The sequence below is a fragment of the Streptosporangium sp. NPDC002607 genome (assembly GCF_053592655.1).
This window is the reverse complement of the sequence record NZ_JBSFWD010000025.1, coordinates 79,935-97,697: the sequence shown is the minus strand read 5'-3', so window position 1 is coordinate 97,697 and position 17,763 is coordinate 79,935. Positions and strand designations below refer to the sequence as shown.

The 17,763-nt window shown below is 72.6% G+C and carries 16 protein-coding genes; 8 read left to right on the top strand and 8 right to left on the bottom strand.

All coding sequences use genetic code 11. From position 1 onward, the window contains the following. The first annotated feature begins 31 nt into the window (after window positions 1–31). Entirely contained in the window at window positions 32–949 is a 918-nt protein-coding gene (locus ACWD3H_RS26610) for a helix-turn-helix domain-containing protein (RefSeq protein ID WP_350964959.1), read from the top strand. Window positions 950–1,094: 145 nt separating this feature from the next. On the opposite strand, the gene ACWD3H_RS26605 is transcribed toward ACWD3H_RS26610, so the two are convergent. Then, window positions 1,095–1,637 (bottom strand): TetR/AcrR family transcriptional regulator, encoded by a 543-nt coding sequence (locus ACWD3H_RS26605; RefSeq protein ID WP_451956931.1) that lies wholly within the window; start codon window positions 1,635–1,637, stop codon window positions 1,095–1,097. A gap of 93 nt (window positions 1,638–1,730) precedes the next feature. Between ACWD3H_RS26605 and ACWD3H_RS26600 the strand changes: the two genes are divergently transcribed. Continuing rightward, window positions 1,731–4,244 carry a molybdopterin-dependent oxidoreductase gene (locus tag ACWD3H_RS26600; protein ID WP_451956930.1) on the top strand — a complete coding sequence of 838 codons (2,514 nt, stop codon included), beginning with the start codon at window positions 1,731–1,733 and terminating at the stop codon, window positions 4,242–4,244. Window positions 4,245–4,431: 187 nt separating this feature from the next. After that, complete coding sequence (locus ACWD3H_RS26595) at window positions 4,432–5,400, top strand: FAD binding domain-containing protein (RefSeq protein ID WP_451956929.1); 969 nt, start codon at window positions 4,432–4,434, stop codon at window positions 5,398–5,400. 61 nt (window positions 5,401–5,461) lie between these two features. Here the strand turns inward: ACWD3H_RS26595 and ACWD3H_RS26590 are convergent, their stop codons facing one another. Together ACWD3H_RS26590 and ACWD3H_RS26585 are read right to left on the bottom strand one after the other, a co-directional pair. Then, complete coding sequence (locus ACWD3H_RS26590; RefSeq protein ID WP_355561898.1) at window positions 5,462–6,133, bottom strand: response regulator transcription factor; 672 nt, start codon at window positions 6,131–6,133, stop codon at window positions 5,462–5,464. Further along, window positions 6,130–7,275, bottom strand: a complete 1,146-nt coding sequence (locus ACWD3H_RS26585; RefSeq protein WP_451956928.1) for a sensor histidine kinase — start codon at window positions 7,273–7,275, stop codon at window positions 6,130–6,132. The genes ACWD3H_RS26590 and ACWD3H_RS26585 overlap by 4 nt, the downstream gene beginning before the upstream one ends. Window positions 7,276–7,443: 168 nt before the next feature. Here ACWD3H_RS26585 and ACWD3H_RS26580 point away from each other — a divergent pair, with 168 nt between their 5' ends. Beyond that, entirely contained in the window at window positions 7,444–8,349 is a 906-nt protein-coding gene (locus ACWD3H_RS26580) for an ATP-binding cassette domain-containing protein (protein WP_451956927.1), read from the top strand. 35 nt (window positions 8,350–8,384) lie between these two features. After that, window positions 8,385–9,182, top strand: coding sequence for an ABC transporter permease (locus tag ACWD3H_RS26575; RefSeq protein WP_355561906.1), 798 nt, complete (start codon window positions 8,385–8,387; stop codon window positions 9,180–9,182). 93 nt (window positions 9,183–9,275) lie between these two features. Here ACWD3H_RS26575 and ACWD3H_RS26570 read toward each other — a convergent pair whose 3' ends face one another. Continuing rightward, window positions 9,276–9,749, bottom strand: a complete 474-nt coding sequence (locus ACWD3H_RS26570) for a low molecular weight protein-tyrosine-phosphatase (protein WP_350926203.1) — start codon at window positions 9,747–9,749, stop codon at window positions 9,276–9,278. Window positions 9,750–10,004: 255 nt separating this feature from the next. Here ACWD3H_RS26570 and ACWD3H_RS26565 point away from each other — a divergent pair, with 255 nt between their 5' ends. Together ACWD3H_RS26565 and cbiE are read left to right on the top strand one after the other, a co-directional pair. Then, window positions 10,005–10,403 (top strand): TIGR03618 family F420-dependent PPOX class oxidoreductase, encoded by a 399-nt coding sequence (locus ACWD3H_RS26565; RefSeq protein ID WP_355561912.1) that lies wholly within the window; start codon window positions 10,005–10,007, stop codon window positions 10,401–10,403. 155 nt (window positions 10,404–10,558) lie between these two features. After that, window positions 10,559–11,788 (top strand): precorrin-6y C5,15-methyltransferase (decarboxylating) subunit CbiE, encoded by a 1,230-nt coding sequence (cbiE, locus tag ACWD3H_RS26560; RefSeq protein WP_451956926.1) that lies wholly within the window; start codon window positions 10,559–10,561, stop codon window positions 11,786–11,788. Window positions 11,789–11,851: 63 nt separating this feature from the next. On the opposite strand, the gene ACWD3H_RS26555 is transcribed toward cbiE, so the two are convergent. The 3 genes from ACWD3H_RS26555 to ACWD3H_RS26545 all read right to left on the bottom strand — a co-directional run bounded on the left by ACWD3H_RS26555 (window position 11,852) and on the right by ACWD3H_RS26545 (window position 15,809). Beyond that, complete coding sequence (locus ACWD3H_RS26555; protein ID WP_451956925.1) at window positions 11,852–13,690, bottom strand: glycoside hydrolase family 15 protein; 1,839 nt, start codon at window positions 13,688–13,690, stop codon at window positions 11,852–11,854. Window positions 13,691–13,836: 146 nt separating this feature from the next. After that, entirely contained in the window at window positions 13,837–14,775 is a 939-nt protein-coding gene (locus ACWD3H_RS26550) for a siderophore-interacting protein (protein ID WP_451956924.1), read from the bottom strand. Between the two features lie 95 nt (window positions 14,776–14,870). Then, window positions 14,871–15,809 carry a CHAP domain-containing protein gene (locus tag ACWD3H_RS26545; RefSeq protein WP_451956923.1) on the bottom strand — a complete coding sequence of 313 codons (939 nt, stop codon included), beginning with the start codon at window positions 15,807–15,809 and terminating at the stop codon, window positions 14,871–14,873. A 382-nt stretch (window positions 15,810–16,191) separates the two neighbouring features. Between ACWD3H_RS26545 and ACWD3H_RS26540 the strand changes: the two genes are divergently transcribed. Continuing rightward, a complete protein-coding gene (locus ACWD3H_RS26540) occupies window positions 16,192–16,641 on the top strand; it encodes a hypothetical protein (RefSeq protein ID WP_451956922.1) in 450 nt (149 codons plus the stop codon). 5 nt (window positions 16,642–16,646) lie between these two features. Here the strand turns inward: ACWD3H_RS26540 and speB are convergent, their stop codons facing one another. Beyond that, on the bottom strand, window positions 16,647–17,672 hold the full coding sequence (gene speB, locus ACWD3H_RS26535) for an agmatinase (protein ID WP_355561929.1): 1,026 nt from the start codon (window positions 17,670–17,672) through the stop codon (window positions 16,647–16,649). Between the last annotated feature and the right edge of the window lie 91 nt (window positions 17,673–17,763).

Below are 17,763 nucleotides of genomic sequence, written 5' to 3'. Positions count from 1 at the left end.
AGGCTCGCGTTCCGTGCCCAAAGGACTGTAGATGATCACACCTCACGCCGACGGTCAGCCGGTCGTTCCAACCCCCATGGCCGTGCCGAGAGGCAGTTCCACGGTGCTGCGGATCGTCCTGGGAGCGCAGCTCCGCCGTCTGCGCGAGCACCGGGGCATCACCCTGGAGGAGGCGGGGAACGCCATCCGGGCCTCGCACTCGAAGGTCAGCCGCATGGAGCTCGGCAGGGTCAGCTTCCGGATCAGGGACGTCGCAGACCTGCTCACCCTGTACGGCGTGACCAGCGAGGACGAGCGGGAGCCGCTGCTGTCCCTCGTCGAGAAGGCCAACCTCACCGGCTGGTGGCACAACTACAACGACGTGCTGCCCAGCTGGTTCGAGACGTACGTGGGGCTGGAGGAGTCGGCCACCGGCATCCGCAACTACGAGGTCCAGTTCGTGCCGGGACTGCTGCAGAGCGAGGGGTACGCGCGAGCCGTCGTCCAACTGGGCTTCCCCTCGGCCTCCCGGGAGGAGCTGGACCGCCGGGTGCGGCTGCGCATGGCGCGCCAGCGGCTGCTGCGAGGCTCCGCGCCGCCCCACCTGTGGGCCGTGCTGGACGAGGCCGTGCTGCGCCGCCCGCTCGGCGGGGTTCAGGTGATGTGCGAGCAGATCGACCACATCCTGACGGCGCTCGAACTGCCCAATGTGACGGTCCAGATCGTGCCCTTCAGCGTGGGTGGGCACGCCGCGGCCGGCGGGCCCTTCAGCATCCTGCGGTTCGCCCAGCCCGACCTGCCCGACGTGGTCTACCTGGAACAGCTCACCAGCGCCGTCTACCTGGAGAAGCGCGACGACGTCGACAGCTACCTGGAGGTCATGGAGCGCCTGTGCATCGAGGCCGAGCCGGTCACCCGCACCCGCGAGATCCTGCTGGGAATCCGTGAGGAGCTGAGCAGGAAGCGCTAGCCGGGAGGCGGGGCGACCCGCCGCCGCCTCGCCCCCCCGGCGGTCTCGCCCCTGGGGAGAGGCTCTCGCCGCGTCCGCGCTCCCGCGCCGTGGTCGCGAGGGCGCCGCCCCGATCTGATCGCGGAGGTGGCCGGGCTCCGGGCCGTCAGTCCACGAAGGGGGCCACCAGGACGTCGACGATGTCCTCGTAGCCGAGTCCCTTGTGCGCCAACTGCCCGGCCACCGCGAGTTCCGCGAGGCCGTGGGCCGTCGAAAGCAGGGCCATCAGCCGGGCCTTGGGCGCCGCCCCCTCCCCGGCGCCCGCCATGCCGAGCGCCGTCGTCACCTGGTCGATCGCCTCCTCCAGTTCCGGATGGTGGCCCGCGAGGAACTCCGAGGCGAACACCAGCCGGTACTCCTCACGGTGCGCCGTGGCGTACTCGACGTAGCTCAGGTAGAAGGCCCGCAGCCGGTCGCGCCGGTCGGCTTCCTGCGAGATCGCCGCGGCGACGTGCGCGCTGAGGTCGGCGATGACCCGGACGGCGAGCGCGGCCAGCAGTGCGGTCTTGTCGGTGAAGTGCCGGTAGGGGGCCGTGCGGGACAGGCCGGTCAGGTCGCCGACGGCGCGCAGTGTCACGGCGTCGAGCCCCTCCTCGCGCAGCAGCCTCAGCGCGCTCTCGACCAGGCGGGTCCTGGTGTCGTCCATCATGCGCCCGCACCTTCCCCGGCAGCCTGTGTTGACAATGTCAACGTAGCTGGTTGACACTGTCAACGTGATGTTGACGACGTCAACTGGAGAGCTATGAAGATCACGGTGAACGGAGTCCCCGCCACGGTGGACGCAGGCTCCGACGACGCCGCAGTGGACGTCCTGCGCGACGGGCTCGGCCTCACCGGCGCCAAGGCCGCCTGCCGCACCGGAGTCTGCGGCGCCTGCACGGTCATGGTGGGCGGCACGCCCCAGGCGAGCTGCCTGCTGCCCGCCGCCGTCCTGGAGGAACGCGAGGTCGTCACCGCGGAGGGCCTCGACCACCCCGTCCAGCGGGCGTTCGCGGTCCACGACGGCCTGCAGTGCGGCTACTGCACGCCAGGGTTCGTGGTGGAGGCCGCGGCCTTCGTCGACGCCTGGCGCGCCGAGCACGGCGACGTCGCTCCGCCGCGCGAGCGGATCGCCGCCGCCATGGCGGGCCACCTGTGCAGGTGCGGCGCCTACGAGGGGATCCACGCGGCGATCGCCGCCGCCTGCCGCGGCGAACACGACGGCGCCGCCGGGACCCCCGCCCGCCTGGAGGCGATGGACAAGATCACCGGCCGGGCCCGCTACACCACCGACGTACGCCTGGACGGCCAGCTGGAGGGGGTGGTCATCCGCTCCACCAGGGCACACGCCCGCGTCACCGCGGTGACCGCCGGCACCGCGCACGTCGTCGACCTGCTGCCGCCCGATCGCACCGTCCGCTACGCGGGCCAGCCCGTCGCCGCCGTGGCCGCCCCCACCCGCCGCGAGGCCCTGGCGATCGCGGAGGCCGCGGAGATCGGCTACGACCCGATGCCCGCCGCGCTCGACGACACGCCCCAGGCCCCGCCCGTCTACGACGAGTCCACCAGGAAGCACGCCCCCAGCTCCAGCGAGGGGTTGGACCTGCCCGGCGGCTGGCACGGCAATGTGCGCGGCCCCTTCACCAGGGCGAGCTGGCGCGGACGCACCGCCGTCAAACGGATCGAGGCCGCGCGGCGCGACGCCGACCCCCGCCTGGTGACCGGCACGTTCACCACCGCCGTGCAGGTCCACACCCCGATGGAGCCGCACGCCTGCGTGGCCCGCTGGGACGGCGAGGGCGACCTCCACCTGCACCTGTCCACCCAGACCGTGGGCCTGGCCACCGAACACGCGGCCAGACGCTGGAACCTGCCCGCCGACCGGGTCCACGTCGTCGCCGATCACGTCGGCGGCGGTTTCGGGGCCAAGAGCGGCGTCACCGTCGAGACGGTCGCGGCCGTCGAGCTCGCCCGGGCCTGCGGCGCACCGGTCCGCGTGGTGTTCGGCCGCGCCGAGGAACTCACCGACGCGGGCAACCGCCCCGGTACCCGCACCACGCTCGAACTGCTCACCGACGACCGGGGCGACCTCGCCGCCCTCACCGTGGACGTCCACGGGCGCGGCGGCGTGGCCATCGGATCGATGGTCGCCGGGATGGCCCGCCTCATGTACGGCACCGCGCCCCGGCGGCTCCGCGACTACGACGTGGTCACCAACGAGCCGCCGGGCACCCCGTTCCGCGGACCTGGGGCGCCGCCCCTGCTCTGGGCGCTGGAGCAGGCGGTGGACGAGGCCGCCCACCGCCGCGGCGAGGACCCGATCGCGCTGCGCCGCCGCTGGGACGGCAACCGCAAACGGCACGCCCTCTACGACAGGGCACTGGCCCTGCCGCTGTGGGCCGACCGGCCGCGGACCGGCTCCCAGACGGGCCGCTTCCGCAGGGGCGTCGGGGTGGCCGCCGCCAACTGGCTCTACATGCTCGACCCCGCCACCGAGGTGGAGCTGCGCGTCGAGGGCGACACGGTCGTGGCCGCCACCTCGACCCAGGACATCGGGACCGGCATCCGCAGCGTCATCGCCGACATCCTGCGGGAGGAACTCGCGCTGCCCGCCGAGCGCGTCCGCGTCGAGATCGGCAGGACGGGCACTGTGCACGGACCGCCCTCCATCGGCAGCCGCACCACGGCCTCGGTCGCCCCGGCCGTACGCGACGCCGCGCGGCGGCTGCGGGAGCTGGGCCTGAGCGACGGGGCCAGGGTCGTCGGCAGGCGCCGCCGCGACCGGCGCGGTTATCTGACCCCGGTCGCGGTGGCCGGTATAGCCCTCGGCCGGGGGTTCAGCGGCGCCGTCCACGTCACCGAGGTCGAGGTCGACACCCGCCTGGGAGCCGTCAGGCCGCTGCGGGTGTGGGCGGGGATCGCGGTGGGCCACATCTACGCCGAACGGCTGGCGCGCAGCCAGTGCGAGGGCGGCGTCGTGCAGGGCATCGGCTACGCGCTGTACGAGGAGCGCCTGGTCGACCCGGTGACGGGAACCGTGCTGACCGCCAACCTCGACGACTACCGCATTCCCGGCATCGGTGACACCCCCGAGATCACCGTGCACTTCCACCGCGACGGCTGGGACCACGTCAACGGCAACGGCGTCGGAGTCGGCGAGATCTCCACGATCGGCGTGGCCGCCTCGGTGGGCAACGCCGTCCACAACGCCACCGGCTGGCGCCCCCACGACCTGCCCATCCGCCCCGACCGGCTCCTCGAAGGGATCTCCCGTTGACCTCCTCCCCGAAGCCGCCCCCCGGATTCCCCGGAGCGGGTCCGCTCTCCCCGGAGCCGGACCCTGAAGCCCCCGCGACGAGGCTCCCGCCGGCCCCTGGGCCGTACCTCGTGCTCCCCGAGGGAGCCGTCCCATCGGCCCTTTCCCCGGAGCGGCGGTTCCGGGTCCGCGCACCGGAAGGCGTCCGATGACCGCGCTCACCGACCTCGACGACCTCGGCGACGCCGTGCGGCGCGGGGGCGAGTTCCGCGCCGGAGGCACCGACCTGATGGGCCGCCGCGCGGCCGGGCCGCACGTGGACCTGCGCGGCCTGCCCGGTCTGACCGGCCTCGCCTGGCAGCCGGACGGCGCAGTCCGGATCGGCGCGCTGACCACGGTCGCGCGCGTCGCCGCCGACGCGCGTCTCGGTGCCGCCCACCCCTGCCTGGCGCTGACGGCGGCGGGCCTGGCCACGCCCCAGATCCGGGAGGTGGCCACGGTCGGGGGCAACCTGCTGCAGCGCAACCGCTGCGCGTACTTCCGCGGCCCGTCCTTCTCCTGCCACCAGAACGGCGGCGGCCACTGCCCGGCCCGCGCCGGGCTCGCCCCGAACGCCGCGATCGTCGACACCGGACCGTGCATAGCCCCGCACCCGTCGTCGCTGGCGGTGGCGCTGCTCGCCTGTGACGCCCTGGCCGAGGTCCACGGCGGTGTCCGCGATGATGTCCGAGATGATGTCCGCAGTGGGGCCCCGTTCCCGGTCGGCGACCTGTACGGGGACGGCTCCGACCCCACCCGTGACCACCTGCTGGGGCCGGGGGAGATCCTGCTGTCCGTCGTCCTGCCGCCGTCCGTGCCGGGCGAGCGGGCCGCCTACCACCGGGCGATCGGCAGGTCCGAGGCCGAGTGGCCGCTGGTGGAGGCGGCGGCGCGGCTGGTCGTGGACGGCGGCAGGATCACCTTCGCCAGGGTGGCCGCGGGCGGCGTCGCCCGCGTCCCGGTGCGCCTGCCCGAGGTCGAGGAGGCGCTCCTGGCCGGGGAACCTCTCGACCGGGCGGCCGGGCTGGCCACCGCCCGGTGTACCCCGGCGGCTCGCAACCGTTACAAGCTCGCCCTGCTCTCCGGGACCGTCCTGGAGGTTCTGGAGCGCGCCACCGGAACCGCCGGGCACCGCTGACCGGCTCGCCCGTACCGACCCGCGCGGCTCCTCGCCGTGGCGAGAAGCCGCGAAACACACCTCAGCGGGGCGGTCGCGCGGCCGCGACCAGCCCCGTCTCGTAGGCGACGATGACGAGCTGGGCCCGGTCGCGCGCGCCGAGCTTGCCGAGCAGCCGGCCCACGTGCGTCTTCACGGTCGCCAGGCTCAGGGTCAGGTGCTCGGCGATCTCGGCGTTGGACAGCCCCCGGGCGATGAGCGCCAGAACGTCGCGCTCCCGTCCGGTGATCCCCTCGAGCTCGCGGGCCACCGGGCGCGCCGGTTCCGGGAGCCGGGAGAACTCGGCGATGAGCCGGCGCGTCACCGTCGGGGCGAGCAACGCCTCGCCGGAGGCGACCACCCGGATCGCGGCCAGCAGATCGCCCGGCGGGGTGTCCTTCAGCAGGAAGCCGCTGGCCCCGGCGCGTAGCGCCGCGTAGACGTACTCGTCCAGGTCGAACGTGGTGAGCATGAGCACACGCACCCCCAGGACGCCCGTGGGGCCGCAGATGCGCCGGGTCGCCTCGATGCCGTCCATCTCCGGCATCCGCACGTCCATGAGCACCACGTCCGGCGACTCGTCGCGGGCCAGCTCCACCGCCTCGGCACCCGTCCCGGCCTCGCCGACCGTCACCAGATCGGGGGCGCTGTCCACCAGCAGCCGGAAACTTCCGCGCAGCAGCGCCTGGTCGTCCACGACGAGCACCCGGATCACGGCGCCTCCCCGTACGGCATGCGCGCCGAGATCCCGAACCCGCCCTCGGGACGGCGCCCGGCTGTGAGACTCCCGCCGTACACGGCCACCCTCTCGCGCATCCCGATCAATCCGTGCCCCGGGCCGCCGGGCAGCACCCGCTCACCGGGCCCGTCGTCGGCGACCTCGACCCTGACCTCGCCCGCCGACGCCTCGACCGAGACCCGGCACCGGGCGGGGGCGGCGTGCCTGACGACGTTGGTCAGCGCCTCCTGGACGATCCGGTACACCGACAGCTCCACTCCCTCCGGCAGGCCGGTCGCCCGGACGTCCAGTTCGACGCGGACCCCGGCCATCGCCGCCTGCCCGGCCAGCACGGAGAGGTCCGTCAGACCGGGGGAGGGGGTGAGGTCGGGTGGTGCGTCGAGATCGGAGCGGAGCACGCCCAGCAGCCGGCGCATCTCGGTCAGCGCGCCCCGGCTCGTGATCTCGATGACGCGCAGCGCGTCCGCGGCCTCCTCGGGCCGCGCCGCGGCGACGTGGTTGGCGATGCCCGCCTTGACGGCGATCAGGCTCATGCTGTGCGCCACCACGTCGTGCAGCTCACGGGCGATCCGCAGCCGTTCCTCGGTGACCGCCCGGTCGGCGAGTTGCTCGGCCGACCGCACCGCGTGCGCCCGGCGCTCGCGCACGGCACGACCGGCGATCCAGGCGCCACCCATGAAGGCCACTCCTGCCAGCAGCACCCCGGCGATGTTCGCCGCCCGGCCGGGGCCACCCGCCACCGACAGCAGCAGGACGGCCACCGCGCTGCAGGCGCCGATCGCGAGCGTGGGCTCCCCGCGCGGCCGGGGCAGGGTGAGCGCCACCATGTAGATCGCGAAGGCCGCCGCCGCGAACCTGTCGTGCGCCAGGCCGAGAAGGACGGACGCCAGCGACATCGCGAGGACGGCGCAGAAGACGGTGAGCGGCCACAGCCGCCGCACCGCGAGCGGCAGGGCGACCCCGGCCAGGACCAGGTACTCCGCCCAGGCGGGCACCGCGGGATCCGGGCTTCCGGCCGCGAACAACAGGAGCGCGACCGCGTATCCGGCCGCCGCCACGGCATCGAGGCGGACGAGCCGGTCATGGCTCCAGCGGCTCAGGAAGAGTGAGTCGTCCACGCTGGAACGGTATCCGCCGGGGTCGTGTCCTCGCCTCCACCTCAAGGACGTCATCCCCGGGGCCCACCTTCGCGCGCCGTGGCCGCCGCCGTCGGACCCGGGGCTGAGCGTGAAGTGCCCGCCGTAGGCCGACGCGGGCGCGGCCCGCCCCGCGAGAGCCTCGACGACATGATCGAAATCATGAGGCTGACCAAACGCCACGGCGACAAAGCCGTGCTGGACGGGCTGTCGTTCCAGGTGAAACCGGGTCTGGTCACCGGTTTCCTCGGCCCCAACGGCGCGGGCAAGTCGACCACCATGCGCGTCCTGCTCGGCCTGGACGCCCCCACCTCGGGCCACGGGCTCGTCAACGGGCGCCGCTACGCCACGATGCGGTACCCGATGCGCGAGGTCGGCGCGCTGCTCGACGCGAACGCGGTGCACGGCGGCCGCAGCGCGCTCGACCACCTGCGCTGCCTGGCGCGTGGCAACCGGATAGGGCTCTCCAGGGTGACGGACGTCCTGGAGCAGGTCGGCCTGGCCGGAGTCGCCCGCAGACGGGTCGGTGGCTTCTCCCTCGGCATGCGTCAGCGGCTGGGGATCGCGGCGGCGCTGCTCGGCGACCCGGGGGTGCTGATGTTCGACGAGCCGGTCAACGGGCTCGATCCGGAGGGCGTGCGGTGGATCCGCCATCTGATGCGCTCGCTGGCCGCAGAGGGACGCACCGTGCTGCTCTCCAGCCACCTGATGAGCGAGATGGAGCTCACCGCCGATCGCCTCGTGATCATCGGCCGCGGCAGGCTGGTCACCGAGACCACGGTCGGAGAACTGGCCGCCCGCCATGACCGGGGCGTGCTGGTGCGCTCCCCCCGGGCCGCCGAGCTCACCGGAGTACTGGAGGCCGCCGGGGCGACGGTCGACACGGAGCCGGGAGGGGGAGTGGTCGTCAGGGGACTGGACGTCGCGGCGATCGGTGACCTGGCCGCGGGGAGCGGCCTCGCCGTGCACGAGGTCACCCCGCGCAGTGCCTCCTTGGAGGAGGCCTACATGGAGCTGACCGCTGACAGCGTCGAGCACCGGGCGGGCGGGCGATGAGCGGTCTGTCGCGGCGCGAGGGACCGGGTGGCCTGATGGCTGTCGACGTGCCGGCCGCGGAGTGGCTGAAGCTCCGCACGGTCCGCTCCACCTGGTACGTCCTGGCGGTCGTCGCGGTCTTCGTCGTGCTCGCGGCCGTGTTCACCCTGTACGTGGGCAGCCTCTGGGACGGGTTGCCGCCCGAGGGGCGGCTCACCCTGCGCGCGGCGCGTCCCGAGCAGATCATCCTGATGCCGGTGCAGATCTGCATGGCCGTGCTCGGCGTTCTCTCGTTCACCTCCGAGTACGCCACCGGCATGGCCCGCACCAGCTTCACGGTGCTGCCGCAGCGGGGAGTCGTGCTGGCGTCCAGAGCCGCGGTCGTGGCCGCCGTCGCGTTCACGGTGGGGCAGGCGAGCGGTTTCATCACCTTCTTCGTCAGCCGGTTGATCATCGGTGACCGCCCGATCCCGGACTTCGCCGCGCCACTGTCGCAGGAGTTTCCGAAGATCTTCGCCGGGGGGCTGTCGGTGGTGGTGCTCGCCATGATCGGGCTCGGCGTGGGCGCCGTCCTGCGCTCCACCGCGGGGGCGATCACCGCCGTCGTCGTGTACCTGTACGTGTTCCCGAGGTTCGCGCTCCTGCTGCCCGATCCGTGGAACGCCAGGATCGGCTCGGTGCTGCTGGAGGACCTGACCGCCCAGGCCACGGGTGAGCCGCCGGTGGCGGTCGGGCTGGGCGACGCGGCCGCCGGGATCGGACTGTCGCCGCCCGCGGCGCTGGCGGTGATGTTCCTGTACGTCGTCGTCGCGCTCGCCGCGGCCGCCGTCACGCTCGCTCGCCGGGACGTGTGATCCTTCCGGATGCCGGGCCTGTGGCTTACTTTGTAAAGGCGGCGGCTTCGAGGACTCCCCACGGCAGAATCGAACGGCAACGCCGGGGGAGTCTCACCTAAGGGTGATCATCAGATGCCCGGCCAGACCCCTGCTCGCCGCTTCGACCATCTCCAGTACCTCGGCGAAACCCTCACGTTCACCGTAGTAGGGGTCGGGCACCTCGGAGCCCTCCGGGGCCGTGGGGTCGAAGGAGCGGAACAGGCGCACGTCCGCCCCCTTGGGGGCAAGGCGGCGCAGGGCGCTCAGGTTGCGGGTGTCCATGGCCAGCACCAGGTCGATCCGGCCGTACCAGTCACGCAGGAACTGCCGGGCCCGGTGCCGCGAGCCGTCGTAGCCGTGGTCGGCGAGCATCTCGGCGGCCCGCGGGTCCATCGGGTCGCCCTGATGCCAGCCGCCGGTGCCCGCGCTGTCGACCGTGACGCGATCTCCGAGGCCGTGCTCGTCGAGGGTCTTTCTCAGCACGACCTCGGCCATCGGCGACCGGCAGATATTTCCCATGCACACCACGCATATGCGATAACTCATGCCTACCAGGATGCCGTCTGCCGAGGGTGCGGCGACCGGGTGCGCGGGCTGTCGGGGAAGGGATCGTCGCCGAAGCGGACTCCGCGCCGGATCCGCCCGCGAAGCCTCGATGACCGCAGCCCTCCCGGACGGTTGCCCGCCGGCACGCGCCCGGTTCCGCGAATCGCCGGCGGTTTTCTCGGCGGAGGTGGAATCGATCACGTGCGAGCGATGTTCGACTGCCCTGTAGACATCGTCCATGAGGTGGAGGTTCCCGTGGGAAAACTGAGCGAAGACGCCAAGAACCTGCTCAAGCAGCCGATTCATGCCTGGGTGACCACCGTCAGGCCGGACGGTTCGCTGCACAGCACGGTCGTGTGGGTTGACGTCGACGGAGACGATGTCGTCTTCAACACGGCCGTGGGCCGGGCCAAGGAGCGTCACCTGCGCGAGGACCCGCGCGTGTCGGTGAGCGTCCTGGACCCCCAGAACGCCTACCACCTGGTCAGCGTCTCGGGGAAGGCCCGGCTGGAGCTGGAGGGCGCGGACGAGGTCATCGACGGCCTGGCGAACAAGTATCTCGGTGTGGAGTCCTATCCCTTCCGTAAGCCGGATGAGCAGCGCGTCACCGTGCGGATCACGCCCGATGACGTCATCTTCAACCCGGCGAGCTGAGCGGCGGCGAGTGGTCGCGGCGTGCCCGCGCCCACCCGCCGCACCGGTGCACGGCTGACCGTCGCCGGGCCTGGCCGCGATCCGCGGCCAGGCCCGGCACCGGGCTAGCATGTCGCCCGGTGGAGCGGTAGAACGGCATCGGGAAGGGGTGGGTGATGTCTGACCTCGTCACCGTCGTCGGCATCGGAGCCGATGGCTGGGCCGGGCTCTCCCAGGAGGCGCGGCGCGAGCTGCACGCCGCCGAGGTCCTGATGGGGAGCGCTCGGCAGCTGGGGCTTCTCCCCGAGCCCAGCGCCGAGCGCGTCGTCTGGCCCTCCCCGCTGCTGCCCGCCCTGCCCCGGCTGATCGCCTCCCACCGGGGCCGCCGGGTGTGCGTGCTGGCCAGCGGCGATCCCATGTTCCACGGCATCGGCGCGACCCTGGTACGGCTGCTCGGCGCCGACCGGGTCCGGATCCTGCCGCACCCGTCGTCGGTCTCCCTGGCCTGCGCCAGGCTCGGCTGGGCGGTCGACCGGGTCGAGGTGGTCAGCCTCGTGGCGCGTCCCGTCGAGGTGCTGCACCCCGCCGTCCAGGACGGCCGCCGGGTCCTGGTCCTCAGCGCCGACGGCCACACTCCGGCCGGGGTCGCCGGGTTGCTCGCCGCCCGAGGTTACGGCGCGAGCGCGATGACGGTCCTGGAAAGGCTGGGCGGCGCCGAGGAGCGGGTGATCTCCGGTACGGCCGGTCAGTGGTCCCTGCCGGTGACCCACGCTCTCAACGTCGTCGCCGTGGAGTGCCGTGCCGATGCCGGGACCGTTCCGCTGCCCCGCCTGCCCGGCCTGCCGGACGAGGTGTTCGAGCACGACGGCCGGCTCACCGGGAGTGAGGTGCGCGCGGTCGTCCTGTCCCGGCTGGCGCCCACCCCGGGCGAGCTGCTGTGGGACATCGGTGCGGGGGCGGGCGGCATCGGTGTCGAGTGGATGCGTGCCCATCCGGAGAACCGGGCCGTCGCGGTGGAATCCCACCCCTCACGGGCGGCCGTGATCGCCCGTAACGCCGCGGCGCTGGGAGTTCCCGGTCTCGACGTGGTGACCGGTGCCGCCCCCGCCGCGCTCGCCGGGCTGAAGGCGCCGGGAGCCGTCTTCATCGGCGGTGGGGTGACCGTTCCCGGGGTGGTGGAGGGCTGCTGGGAGGCGCTGCGACCGGGCGGCAGGCTGGTGGCCGGCGCGGTGACCGTCGAGTCGGAGGCGGTTCTGGCCTCCTGGCAGGGGGAACTCGGTGGAGACCTGGTCCGGCTGGCGGTCAGCAGGACCGCCCCGGCCGGCGGCTTCACCGGCTGGCGGCCCATGGCGCCCGTCACGATCTGGACCGTGGTCAAGCCGCCGGTTCGGAAGAGCGCCCGCTGAGCGGCCCGGTCGGCACGGGTGCTCCCGGCGGTCCGGGTCTCGGCGCCCGCCGTGGCCGGGGGATCAGCCCAGGGCGTGGTCGAGGTTGAACGCGGCGCTGATCAGCGAGAGGTGGGTGAAGGCCTGCGGGAAGTTGCCGAGCTGCTCACCGGTCTGCCCGATCTCCTCGGCGTACAGGCCGAGGTGGTTGGCGTAGGTGAGCATCTTCTCGAACGCCAGCCGCGCCTCGTCCAGGCGCCCGGCGCGGGTGAGCGACTCGACGTACCAGAACGAGCAGATCGAGAACGTGCCGTCCTGCCCGTGTAGCCCGTCCGGGCTGACCGAGGGGTCGTAGCGGTAGACCAGCGCGTCCGACACCAGGTTCGCGCCGAGCGCGTCGAGGGTGGACAGCCACTTGGGGTCGGTGGGGGAGATGAACTTGGTCAGCGGCATCATCAGCACCGAGGCGTCGAGGACGTCGTCGTCGAAGTGCTGGACGAACGCCCGCAGCCGTTCCGACCAGCCGCGCCGCATGATCTGCCGGTAGATCGCGTCGCGGGCCAGCTGCCAGCGCTGCGTGTTGGCGGGCAGGCCGCGGTGGGCGGCCATCCGCATGGCCCGTTCGATCGCCACCCAGCACATCAGCCGCGAGTAGACGAAGTTCTTGCGCCCGCCGCGGGTCTCCCACACGCCCTCGTCCGGCCGGTCCCAGTTGTCGCAGACCCAGTCGACCAGGAGGTGGACCTCCTCCCACAGGTCACTGGAGATCGGCCGGTGCCACTTGTCGTAGAGGTAGACCGAGTCGAGGAGAGCGCCGTAGATGTCCAGCTGGAGCTGGTCCACGGCGGCGTTTCCGACGCGCACCGGGGCCGAGCCCTGGTAGCCCTCCAGGTGGGGCAGCTCGATCTCGGGCAGTTCGGTGCGCCCGTCGATGCCGTACATGATCTGCAACGGCCCGGAGGGACCACCGCAGTCGTGGCTGACGTGCTTGGACAGGAAGTTCATGAACGCCTCGGCCTCCTCGCCGAAGCCCAGCCTGAGCAGCGCGTACACGCAGAACGCCGAGTCGCGGATCCAGACGTACCGGTAGTCCCAGTTGCGCTCCCCGCCGACCCGCTCGGGCAGGCTGGTCGTCGCGGCGGCCACGATCCCGCCGGTGGGCGCGTAGGTGAGGAGCTTCAGTGTGAGCGCGGAGCGGTGCACCATCTCCCGCCACCGGCCGCGGTAGCGCGACGCCGACAGCCAGCGGCGCCAGAACGCGACGGTGGCGGTGAACTGCTCCTCGGCCTCCTCGATCGGGCACGGGCGCGGGGCCAGGTCGTCGCTGAGCCTGTCGAGGGCGAACACCGCCCACTCGCCCTCGTTGAGCTTGAACTCCGAGCGTACGTCCTGACCGTCCGCCTCCAGGGTCGCGCTGGAGGCGAGGGTCAGGCGGAGCGACGGTGACTCGAAGATCGCCCGGCCGTCCCGCATGCTCAGGATGTGGGACTGCCTGCCGTAGTCGAACCTGGGAGCCACCCGTGCCCGGAACGGCAGTGATCCCCGTACGCATCTCACCCGCCGGATCAGCCGGTGCCGGTCGCACTCGCCGCAGTCGTCGACGACCGGCATGAAGTCCTGGATCTCGCCCACCCCGTCGGTCGCGGAGAACCGGGTGATCAGCACGTTGGTGTCCGGGAAGTAGAACTGCCTGGTTCTCGCGGGCACATCGGTGCCCAGCTCGAACGAGCCGCCCCGGGCGGTGTCCAGTATCGAGCCGAACACGCTCGGCGCGTCGAAGCGCGGGCAGCAGTACCAGTCGATCGTGCCGCGGGTGTCCACCAGCGCCACGGTGCGCAGGTCACCGATCAACCCGTGGTCGGCGATGGGCGGGTATCCGGGAGCTCCCGCCGGGTCCTGAGGGCCGGGCCGTGCTGCTGTCATGTCGGCCCTCCCAGGTCGCGAGCCGGGTACCCTACGTCCTCAAGCTACGCGGCCCGGACACCTGTCCGGCTCCGCCTCGGGGCAAGGAGTCGGCAGGTTTTCGGGTACGGAACGGCAAAGGCCCCGCGGGGCCTCTGCCGCCGGGTTCAGGCACTCTCCGCGCGTCCCAGCCGCCAGTAGCCCATGAAGGCCACCGAGGAGCGGTCGATTCCCGCCTCCCGTACCAGGTGGCGGCGGAGCAGCTTGACCATCCCCGCCTCGCCCGCCAGCCAGGCGTACAGGCCGTCGGTCGTGGAGGAGTCAGGGACCTCCCAAAGGATCTCCGTGTCGACGTCGACGTCCTCCAGCGGGGCGGCGGCATCGGGGGCGGTGCCCGCCGGTGCGGCGAGCGCGCTCAGGGCGTCGCGGACGGCGGGAATGAGCAGGTCGCCGTGGCGGGCACCCCCGCGGGGCAGCCAGGTGACCCGCACACCCGGGCGGACATCGAGGGCGAGCGCGTCGGCGGCCTCGGGGACCTCCAGCAGCACCGTGGCGGGCACGGAACCGGAGAGCGACTCGGCGATCGTGGTGATGGCGGGCACGGCCGTCTCGTCCCCGGCCAGCAGCAGGTGCGTCGCCCCGGCGGGCGGCGCCCACTCCTGGCCGCCGGTGGGGCCGGGGTGGGCGGCGTTGGGGCCGACCACCACGACCCGGTCTCCGGGGGTCACATGGGTCGCCCACCGGGACGCGGGGCCGGTCTCACCGTGCAGGACGAAGTCGACGTCGAGCTCGCGCAGCTCAGGCCGGACGGCGCGGGCGGTGTAGGTGCGGATCGGGTTGCGCAGCTCCTGCGGGAGCGCACGCCACCGCTGGTACCAGTCGTCCCCGTCGCCCAGGGGGGTGAGGCTGCCGTCCGGCAGCGGGAGGATCACCTTGATCCGCTGGTCGAAGCCCTTGTCGGCGAAGCCCGCCAGGTCCTCGCCGCCGAAGGTGACCCGGACGAAGCTCGGGCTGAGCCGTGCCGTCCGCAGAACCTCCACGTGGTGGCCCCGGTAGACCGGAACCCCCGCTGTCCGCTCCAGGGTCTGCTCGCCGCCCGCTGTCATCACGCCGCCTTTACTGGGAAGTGCCGTTTCCAGTAACTTAGCTTTGCCTAACCTTATTAATCAACCCGTGAGTGCGCGCTCACCGGCCCGGGAGGTCACGCGGCCCGGCGCGCCTCCGCCTCGGGGGCCGGGGTCTCGGGGGCGGAGATCTCGGGGGCAAGGCCGCTGACGGGCCGCGGGTGATCCGCGCGGTACGGCTCGTGCGCCCAGCCCGGTCTGCGCACCCGGAGCGTCTCCGGACTGCCGGCCCCGTCCTGTTCGGGCGCCCCGGCCAGGGAGAGCGAGGCCCCGGCCGGGGGCGCCCCACCGGTCCGCCGTTCCGCCCGCCGCCGAGGCTCCTGCCGCCCGTTCCTCCTGCGGTGCCGTCCCGCCGAGACGCGGGGACGCAGCCGGGACAGGACGAACGACGTGCCGAGGACGAAGGTCAGCAGCCCCGCGACCACGGCGGTCTCCATGGAGACGGGGAGCGTACCCGGGGTGTCGGTCAGGGCGGTGGAGGCCGGGGCGAGTGCCGGGCGGACCTCGATCCGGCCGATCTGCTGCGGGGCGGTGTCGTTCTTTCCCGCCAGGTTCTCCTTGACCTTGCGCGGCAGGCCGTAGCCCACGACCTTGCTCTGGTCGCGCGTCTTGCGCTTCAGCCAGACCCGGTCGACGTTCCCCTCAATGGTGTGGATCGTTCCACCCTCGACGCTCTCGACGACACCGACGTGGTCGATCCCCTTGATGTCCTTGCCGCCCGACCAGTCGAAGAAGACCAGGGCACCCGGCTCAGGTGTCCGCGACCAGGCGCCGTTCGTCTCGAACCAGCGGGCCTGCGACGGGGTCCAGGCGAACTGCCCGACGTACTGCTGTACGCCCGCCCGTTCCGCGGCCCAGGCGATGAACATCGCGCACCACGGGGCCGTCTCGTACTGCGGGTCCTGGACCACGTTGGCCGCGTACCACTCACCGAACTTGCTGTGCCGGCCGGGTCCCTCCCGGTACCCGATCTCGGGCCTGATGATTCTGAGCAGATCGTCACCGATCGGATCCATGGCCGTGAGCCACCCCGTCCACTCTCCTCCGCCCTTCCGCGAAGGGGGCGCCGTCCGATAGAGCTGGACTGTATTCGCATAAAAACCGAGAAGTGAGGCTATTAGCGGAAAAAGCAGGCTTGCGGGGCTGTCGAATACCGGATTCGACAAAAGGGGTGAAACCCTGCCGTACACCCTTTAGTATCGTTCGGCGGCCGGGAGCGGACACCACGAGCGAGAGGCCGAGGCCACCCTCGGGAGCAGGGGGCACACCGGGAGCCGCCCGTGCCCATCGGGTCGAATAGCATGTGATCGCACATGCGCGGCATGCGCGGATGCCGACGCCGAGACCCGATCTCCCGGTCCGGCGAAAACACCGGACGCGAAGGCGGAATGGGTTTCCATGTTCGACGACAAGACACAGGAGACCCTCCGCCGCCTCCTGGACCTCGCCGAGCACCCCTCGACCTCACAGGCCGAGCGTGCCCTGGCCGTCGCGCGGGTCCGGGCTCTCATCATGGTGCCCGAGGGCGACGCCCGCCGGGCACCGGTCACTCCGGCGATGGAGGCCGGGATCCTCAGCCGGGTCAGGCCGCTCGCCCACCGGGTCGAGGAGGACCTGGTGAACGCGGTGCACGGGGACCTCTACGCCTTCAGCACCCGCTACCGGGTGATCGGCGAACTCGCCGAGGAGATCGCCCTGCTGCTTGAGCGCTGGAGCGCCGTCGTACCGCAGAAGCGCCACCGGCACGAGGAGGCCGTCAGGCTCGCGGCCTCGAAGCTCGTCTACCTGCTGGAGCGGCGCGATCTGTTCCGCAAGCCCAGGTGGGGCAACCGCCCGAGAGCCAGGTAGACCTCTCAGCGGTCCGGGCGGTCGGCGAGCAGGGGAAGCAGCGGGTTCCACGCCGTACCGTCCCGGGCGTCGCGCCGCCGCCGGGCGATGGCGCTCAACGCCTCGAGAACCACGCGATTGGCCAGCGCGGCGGTGATGTCCGCGTGGTCGTAGGGCGGGCTGACCTCCACCACGTCGACTCCGACGACCGGCAACTCCAGGCAGATGCGCCGTACGGAGTCGAGGAGCTGGCGCGCGGTGATGCCGCCGGGCTCGGGCGTCCCGGTGCCCGGCGCGTGACCCGGGTCGCACACGTCGATGTCGACGGACAGGAAGACACCGTCGCACTCGTCGGTCGCGATGGCGAAGGCCTCGGTGAGGCACTCCGTCAGGCCGCGGTGCACGATCTCGGTCATCTCGTACGAGCGCATCGAGCGCTCCGCCATCCAGTCCAGCGTCTCCGGCGGCGGCCAGTAACCGCGCAGGCCGATCTGCAGGAACCGGTCGCCACGCAGCGCCCCCGACTCGATGAGCCTGCGCATCGGCTGCCCGTGCCCCCACAGCGAGCCGAACTCGATGTCGCCGGTGTCGGCGTGGGCATCGAAGTGGATCATCGAGATCCGGCCGTGCCCGAGGACGTTGGCCACGCCCTTGGCGTCGGGGAAGGCGATCGAGTGGTCACCGCCCAGGACCACCGGGATGGCTCCGGCTCGGGCCACCTTCTCGACGGCGGCCTCCAGCGCGGACAGCGAGGCCAGAATGTCGCCGGGCGGCATCTCGACGTCACCGGCGTCCAGGACGCGCAGGTCGCGCAGCCCGTCGGTGCGCAGTGCCAGGCTGGGGCGCGCCCCGTCGTGCGGCAGGTAGTCGGTCATCCGGATCGCCTGCGGCCCGAAGCGCGCTCCCGGCCGGTGCGAGGTGCCGCCGTCGAACGGCGCCCCCACGATCACGACGTCGGCGCCCGCATAGCCGGCGGGGTCATCCAGTGAGCATCGGTCGACGCCGAGGAAGGTGATGTCGGGCCCGAACTGGGCCCCGTAGCGGTTCGTCAAGGCCTCTCCGGCACACGCGATGGGTGGTGGCCGTGGCCCAGGGAGACTTTCCGCCTCGGCGAGGCGTGACCTCGCGGGAGCCGGCGATTCT

Bases quoted from the DNA above. Each gene is read 5' to 3' on its own strand.
- ACWD3H_RS26610 (WP_350964959.1), top strand. From the start codon at position 32: ATGATCACACCTCACGCCGACGGTCAGCCGGTCGTTCCAACCCCCATG.
- ACWD3H_RS26605 (WP_451956931.1), bottom strand. From the start codon at position 1,637: ATGATGGACGACACCAGGACCCGCCTGGTCGAGAGCGCGCTGAGGCTG.
- ACWD3H_RS26600 (WP_451956930.1), top strand. From the start codon at position 1,731: ATGAAGATCACGGTGAACGGAGTCCCCGCCACGGTGGACGCAGGCTCC.
- ACWD3H_RS26595 (WP_451956929.1), top strand. From the start codon at position 4,432: ATGACCGCGCTCACCGACCTCGACGACCTCGGCGACGCCGTGCGGCGC.
- ACWD3H_RS26580 (WP_451956927.1), top strand. From the start codon at position 7,444: ATGATCGAAATCATGAGGCTGACCAAACGCCACGGCGACAAAGCCGTG.
- ACWD3H_RS26575 (WP_355561906.1), top strand. From the start codon at position 8,385: ATGGCTGTCGACGTGCCGGCCGCGGAGTGGCTGAAGCTCCGCACGGTC.
- ACWD3H_RS26570 (WP_350926203.1), bottom strand. From the start codon at position 9,749: ATGAGTTATCGCATATGCGTGGTGTGCATGGGAAATATCTGCCGGTCG.
- cbiE (WP_451956926.1), top strand. From the start codon at position 10,559: ATGTCTGACCTCGTCACCGTCGTCGGCATCGGAGCCGATGGCTGGGCC.
- ACWD3H_RS26555 (WP_451956925.1), bottom strand. From the start codon at position 13,690: ATGACAGCAGCACGGCCCGGCCCTCAGGACCCGGCGGGAGCTCCCGGA.
- ACWD3H_RS26550 (WP_451956924.1), bottom strand. From the start codon at position 14,775: ATGACAGCGGGCGGCGAGCAGACCCTGGAGCGGACAGCGGGGGTTCCG.
- ACWD3H_RS26545 (WP_451956923.1), bottom strand. From the start codon at position 15,809: ATGGATCCGATCGGTGACGATCTGCTCAGAATCATCAGGCCCGAGATC.
- ACWD3H_RS26540 (WP_451956922.1), top strand. From the start codon at position 16,192: ATGTTCGACGACAAGACACAGGAGACCCTCCGCCGCCTCCTGGACCTC.